Origin of the sequence: Synechococcales cyanobacterium T60_A2020_003, assembly GCA_015272205.1 — a bacterium.
Lineage (GTDB): Bacteria > Cyanobacteriota > Cyanobacteriia > RECH01 > RECH01 > JACYMB01.
The window spans coordinates 1-5,861 of the sequence record JACYMB010000190.1 but is presented as its reverse complement, the minus strand read 5'-3'; the positions used below and the strand labels follow the sequence as shown (position 1 = coordinate 5,861).

5 protein-coding genes and 2 rRNA genes are annotated in these 5,861 nt (G+C 51.2%); 2 read left to right on the top strand and 5 right to left on the bottom strand.

Annotated features, from left to right (window positions below; all coding sequences use genetic code 11):
• On the top strand, nucleotides 1-1,047 hold a 1,047-nt coding region (locus tag IGR76_09780), incomplete at its 5' end, for a hypothetical protein (GenBank protein ID MBF2078787.1).
• An 82-nt stretch (nucleotides 1,048-1,129) separates the two neighbouring features.
• Here the strand turns inward: IGR76_09780 and IGR76_09775 are convergent.
• Complete coding sequence (locus IGR76_09775; protein ID MBF2078786.1) at nucleotides 1,130-2,506, bottom strand: beta-glucosidase; 1,377 nt, start codon at nucleotides 2,504-2,506, stop codon at nucleotides 1,130-1,132.
• A gap of 277 nt (nucleotides 2,507-2,783) precedes the next feature.
• On the opposite strand from IGR76_09775, the gene IGR76_09770 reads away from it, so the two are divergent.
• Complete coding sequence (locus tag IGR76_09770; protein ID MBF2078785.1) at nucleotides 2,784-3,800, top strand: WG repeat-containing protein; 1,017 nt, start codon at nucleotides 2,784-2,786, stop codon at nucleotides 3,798-3,800.
• Between the two features lie 3 nt (nucleotides 3,801-3,803).
• Here the strand turns inward: IGR76_09770 and IGR76_09765 are convergent, their stop codons facing one another.
• The 4 genes from IGR76_09765 to IGR76_09750 all read right to left on the bottom strand — a co-directional run.
• Nucleotides 3,804-4,757 carry an asparaginase gene (locus IGR76_09765; protein MBF2078784.1) on the bottom strand — a complete coding sequence of 318 codons (954 nt, stop codon included), beginning with the start codon at nucleotides 4,755-4,757 and terminating at the stop codon, nucleotides 3,804-3,806.
• Nucleotides 4,758-4,830: 73 nt separating this feature from the next.
• The gene (locus IGR76_09760; GenBank protein MBF2078783.1) at nucleotides 4,831-5,328 is read right to left on the bottom strand and encodes a CGLD27 family protein; all 498 of its coding nucleotides are present in this window, start codon (nucleotides 5,326-5,328) and stop codon (nucleotides 4,831-4,833) included.
• Between the two features lie 164 nt (nucleotides 5,329-5,492).
• Nucleotides 5,493-5,609: ribosomal RNA gene (rrf, locus tag IGR76_09755) — 5S ribosomal RNA — on the bottom strand.
• An 86-nt stretch (nucleotides 5,610-5,695) separates the two neighbouring features.
• Nucleotides 5,696-5,861 (bottom strand): 23S ribosomal RNA (locus IGR76_09750); the annotation flags it as partial.

Sequence of the window (5,861 nt, the reverse complement as noted above, 5' to 3'; positions counted from 1 at the left end):
CAAGGACTATTACGCACCGCCGAAGTTCAGGTCAAAAACACAACCCAACCCCGTCTATGGCTAGAAGTGAACTTACTCGGACTCTTGCCATCAGCGTTCGCACCAACCTCTCTATCAAGCGTGCCCTCTATCTCGCGGCCTCCATCTATTCCTCCCACTCCTGCAACACAACCGACGCAACGCCCATCCCCAACGCCCCCATCAGAAACTGTCAAGACACCGACCACACTCCAACCCACTGAAGAAATCCCTCGATCCGAGATAAAGGCACAATCCCAGACCACTCCACCCAACGAGGTTTCACCTCCACCAACAGACGTTCCACTTCCATCCCCTACCAAAGCGACACCTTCCCCCACCCCCGAATCCGTCCAAGCGGAATTGACCGAAGCTCGACTTCACCGCATCTGGCAAGAGATAGTAGACCATCTCCATCCCCTCAGCAAAGCGCTCTTGCGCGATCACGGTCGGCTCAGTTCGTTGAGCGATCGCGTCGCAGAGATTGTCCTAAGCAGTCAACCCTTGATGAAAATTGCCCAGAGCAAAGTCGCAGATATTGAGCAAGCGTTTTTGGACGTCCTCGGCACGCGCATCAAAGTTGTGCTCATTGTCAGCGCTCCCTCTCCAGATACCAGTGCACCAACCGAGTCGCCTACGCCTCTACCCAAGTCATCCTCCCAACCCTCGACTAATCAACCACCGCTCGAAACACCGCCCAAACCATCAATTACCAAACCTGAACGTCCATCCCTAAACACCGATCCCACCCCATCACCATCACCGCCCACAGCACCATCCGTTACCGCTGAATCTCAGGAAATACCACCAACCTTATCGCCCGACTCTCCTCTCTCATGGCAAGGCGAAGACGACGTAACCAAAGCAGCAAAGAGTTTGGCACAGATGTTCAACGGTCAGGTTGTCAACATGGATGATGACCTTGACGCTTCATCACCAGACTTGGATAACTTACTCTCTACGAGTGAGGCGATCGCCGACTCCTCCCCGAACGACATAGATTCCGACGACGACGATCTCCCTTTTTAAAGAGAGTTCTACTCAGGCAGGTTTTGCCCCCAGGACTGCTCCAACACAGACATTCCTAGCAAACCTGCCCAACGTCACGAATTTAGACGACCCGATTCTGGCGAATGCACTCTGCATACCAGCGGTAACTTGCCTTCGGAATCCGAGCCTGCGTTTCGTAATTGATCCATGTCACCCCAAAACGGCGATCGCACCCCCACGACCATTCAAAGTTATCCATCAAACTCCACACAAAATATCCGTTTACCGGATAGCCTTCGCTCACCGCCCGATGCACAGCCCGCAAATACTCCCGCAAATAGAGAATGCGATCGCTATCCATCACCTCTCCGTGCTCTGTGAGTTCATCCTGCGCCGCACATCCATTTTCCGACACCACGATCGGCAAATTCTCTTGCCCTAAGGATTCACGAATGTGGCGCACGACCCAATACAAACTATCCGGCACGATGTGTAACCAGGGCATGTGCAACCGTGGATACCCCGCAGGGAACGGCAGAATTTCATACCCCACCGGCGTGTCCGTCGCCCGAACATAAACCCCGGTGTAAATGTTCACGCCCAAGCGATCAAGCGGTTGATGGATAATCTCTAAATCCTCTGGGGCGATCGCGGGTGCATCGTTCCCCAACTGTTCCAACAGTTCCGCGCTATATCGCCCCGTCAAGGCAGGGACAATAATTCCCCCATTCGGATTCAGGGCGCGAAACGCTTTCTGCGCCGCCTCAATATGTTCTGGCGATTCCGACAAAGGTACAGGCACCATCGGATTATCCACCAATGCGACAGAACAGGGCTGAGGCGAAGTTGCCCGAATCGCCTGACATGCCATTCCGTGCGCCAACAACGCATGGTGAGACGTTTGCCAAACCTCTTTCAGAGAATTCACCACGGTTCCCGGTGCATGAACAGGTACTTGGCGAACCCCATAGCCCATGTGGGTAAAACAAACAATCTCGTTGATCGTCATCCAGTTCGTGACGCGATCGCCCAAATGCCGCACCACCACCGACACATAATCCGCAAAATCTGAGGCCATTTCCCGACTCCGCCAAGACCCATAGCGATCGTCCAACGCCTGGGGACTATCCCAATGGAACAGCGTCCCATGGGGCGTAATCCCCTGGGCTAATAATCCATCCACCAGTCGGCTATAAAAGTCTAGTCCTGCCGCATTCACGTCACCCCGCCCATCGGGAATAACTCGCGGCCACGCCACACTAAACCGATAGTGCTTAATCCCTAAATTGCCCATCAGTTTAATGTCGTCTAAAAACCGATGGTAATGATCACAGGCGATCGCCTCTGTTGATCCATCGCGCACTCGTCCCGGTGTTGCGCTAAACGTATCCCACACACTGGGCTTACGTCCCCCTTCCGCTACCGCGCCCTCAATCTGATACGCTGCCGTCGCTGCCCCCCACAAAAAATTCTCCGGAAATCGATAGCTGCTACTCATGACCCAAATTCTCCTCTAGATTCATGGGGCACATCTATCTTAGAGACTGCCTCACCGTTCAGAGTCAATACTTTTTTGACGGTTAATGATGCATCGGTCAGAATGAACAGAATTCCCCTCTTTCAACTCGCCATAATTGAGATCACACACCTTTGCCATCCTACCCATGCCCAATACGCGAGCGCATCTTCAGCATTTTTGGCACAAGCCTTGGATAAGAATGATAGGCTTTCTTTCATTGGGAATTGGGAGCTACGGCCTTGCTTACCACAATGCCATGACTCACCGTCCCACATCTGCCCAGCCCATCGATAGTTCCGCGAACGCAGCCATGTCGTTTGTTCAAATCTCATCCCTCAATATCGACTTCGCCTCAGACTTCTCGGAAGGACTAGCTCTAGTCCACTCTGGAGATTCGTATCACTACATCGACTCCAACGGAACCATTGCCATCACCGTCGATCCAGCGATCGATGCCGCCGGAGCTTTTTCAGAAGGAATGGCATTAGCTAAAGTCAATCAAGTCTACGGATTCATCGACCGTACCGGACGTCTCACCGTTGCGCCTCAATATCTTAGCGCCACCCCTTTTTCCAATGGCCTAGCCGCAGTCCGCACAGGCACAAAGTCTGGGTATATTGATCCCAATGGCGAACTGGTCATCGAACCGCAATTCGACCTCGCCAGCGAATTTTTTGAGGAACGAGCCGCTGTCAGGATTGATGGTAAATATGGCTATATTGATCGCACAGGGGCGATCGCCATCCCGCCCCAATTTGACGACACCTGGGAATTTTCAGAGGGTCTCGCCGCTGTCCGACTGAACGGCAAATGGGGCTACATCAATTTCAACGGCGAAATGGCGATCGCCCCAAACTGGGATGGCGCATTCAAATTTGTAGGTAATCGGGCACGGGTGCGATCGGGCAATCAGTGGGGCTACATCGATCCCACAGGTACAGAAACCATTTCCCCGACCTACGATTTCGCATCAGACTTTTCGGGCAACCTTGCTGCCGTCATGATCGGCAACAAATGGGGATACATCACTCCAGATGGTGAACTCAAAATTCCAGCAACCTTCGATCTCGCCTCGGACTTTTCCGAAGGTCTCGCCGCTACTAAGCAAGGCCAATACACGGGCTTCATTAACACAGAGGGCGAGTGGGTCATTCCCCCCCAGTTCGACACGGTAGGCTCTTTCTCCGAAGGCTTAGCCTGGGTTAGCAAAGACAATCTGTGGGGCTACATTGAGCCCACCGGGAAAATCATCATCGGCTCAAACATTCCCTAGACTTCAAAAAAGGGAAAGCTCACCCACCACTTCCAAGCGTTTGTAAGGCCCCATCGTCATAAACTGCTCTGCCAAGGTTTCCGCTACTGCCGGACTAATCCAACCAAGTTGCCGCAGTAGGTGAATCGCAACCGCTGTCTTTGCCCGCTTAGCACCGTCTTGTGCCTTAATCGCCAAGCCTAAACCCTGCCCAACCGACGCAATGCACTGAATTCCCTCTGCGCCGGCCTTACTTACTAATTCCCCCTGCCCTAAACGCATCACCTCGGTGTCAAAACTCCCTTCACCCGAAATCAATGCCGGATGATGCGTCATCGCCCGGACAACCCGCTCCATATATAAATTGTCACCGGAACCTAAAATCGCGTACAGCGTTGCCATCTGTCCCAATTGCATAAAATAGGTCGGTGCCCCGCAGTCATCATGGGCACTCATCACCTCTTCTGCAGGCATATGTAAAAGCTCTGCAACCTTTTCAAGAATTAAACGCTGCACGGGATGATTCCGCTGCAAGTAATCATTCAACGACCAATTCCGCTGTTTGCAAACGGCCAACATTCCCGCATGCTTGCCAGAACAATTATGCTCAAGTGGACTTTTCTTACCGTCCGGGATCGGACACTGTAGCTCAGACGGATCCAGATCGGCACGCCATAGAATATTGAAGGATTGTCGAACCTGCTCAATTCTCCCCTGATGGGAACTACACATAATTGCCAGGTCTTGATCACTCAATCCATAGGTCTCAAGAGTTCCTGTCGTAGTTACCGCTAGAGCCTGAAATGGCTTTAATGCTGATCGAATAAATGTAGCTGTTTCTGAACTTCCAGCAACCGATAACACTCGTCCTCGGTTATCACACACCGCAGCCTGAACATAATGAACCGATTCTAGAATTCCTTCTCGTAAAAGCCGGACTTCAATATCTGATGTGTGATTCCGCTTACCCCTAGTCATAAAGCCTTACGCTGGATAGTGAGAAGCTGCTTGGCTCTTAAGCAAATAAGAGGTCGCAGTCAATCAAGGATATTTATAGCAAAGCCCAAACAATCACTTCGACCATCAGAACCAAGGCAACAACAGCAAAGGTTCGATGGAGTCTCTCCAAAATCGGCTTGATTTCGTATGACACAATCAAGCGATCGCGCTGAAGAATTTCTGGTGGCTTTGCCCATGTCTGACCATCATACCAGCCAGACTCTTCGTACGATACTATCTCTCGGTTGAGGCGATCGCGCACATACACCCAGCCTAAGTAGAGCCTAATCAGAACTAGCACAGGAATTAGCAAAGCCCCTACCATTCCACTCAGTGCGAAATGCACAGGATACTTACTCATCGGAAAACTTGTAGCCGCTACCGGACCTACAATAAGCCAACTTAATAGCCACAAGATTACAAAGGGCTTAACATATCCGAATACGGAACGAACTGCCCACGAATAAAACCAAGAGCCCAACAATGTTTGATATTCATTCAAGGGTTGTTGCTCATCCGGAATAGGACAAAGCGATGTCGAATATTCCATAGTCATTTGCTAAAACGATTAATCAAGTTGAGCTACCAACGCCCAAAGGCCTCTCATCGAAATCTTAACCTGCAGAGTAGCCCAAAGAAAATCACCCTTAGCATAAAAAAGATAACAAAAGCCGATGCCTACAAGAGTAGAACATCGGCTTTCATTCAATAAGAACCTGGCACCGTGCTATTTTGACAGGGCGCTACCGCCCAACTATCGTCGCCGCAGGCATGTTTCACCACTGAGTTCGGGATGGGTCAGCGTGGGTCCATACCGCCAAAGGCACCAGGAAACTTGATGAGTTTCTCTGTTGTAGATGAGAGAACTCTGAAGGCTGCATAGTGAAGAGAGCTAGACAGATTGGATGATAGAGGAAGAGGTCAAGCCCTCGGTCTGTTAGTACTCCTCGGCTGCACATGTTACCACGCTTCCACCTAGAGCCTATTAACGCGTATTCTTCGCGTGACCTTACCGGGTTAACCCCGTGAGAGTACTCATCTTGAGGTGGGCTTCCCACTTAGATGCTTTCAGCGGTTATCCAC

Coding starts and splice junctions, on each gene's coding strand:
- IGR76_09775 (MBF2078786.1), bottom strand. CDS start 2,506: ATGAGTAGCAGCTATCGATTTCCGGAGAATTTTTTGTGGGGGGCAGCG.
- IGR76_09770 (MBF2078785.1), top strand. CDS start 2,784: ATGACTCACCGTCCCACATCTGCCCAGCCCATCGATAGTTCCGCGAAC.
- IGR76_09765 (MBF2078784.1), bottom strand. CDS start 4,757: ATGACTAGGGGTAAGCGGAATCACACATCAGATATTGAAGTCCGGCTT.
- IGR76_09760 (MBF2078783.1), bottom strand. CDS start 5,328: ATGGAATATTCGACATCGCTTTGTCCTATTCCGGATGAGCAACAACCC.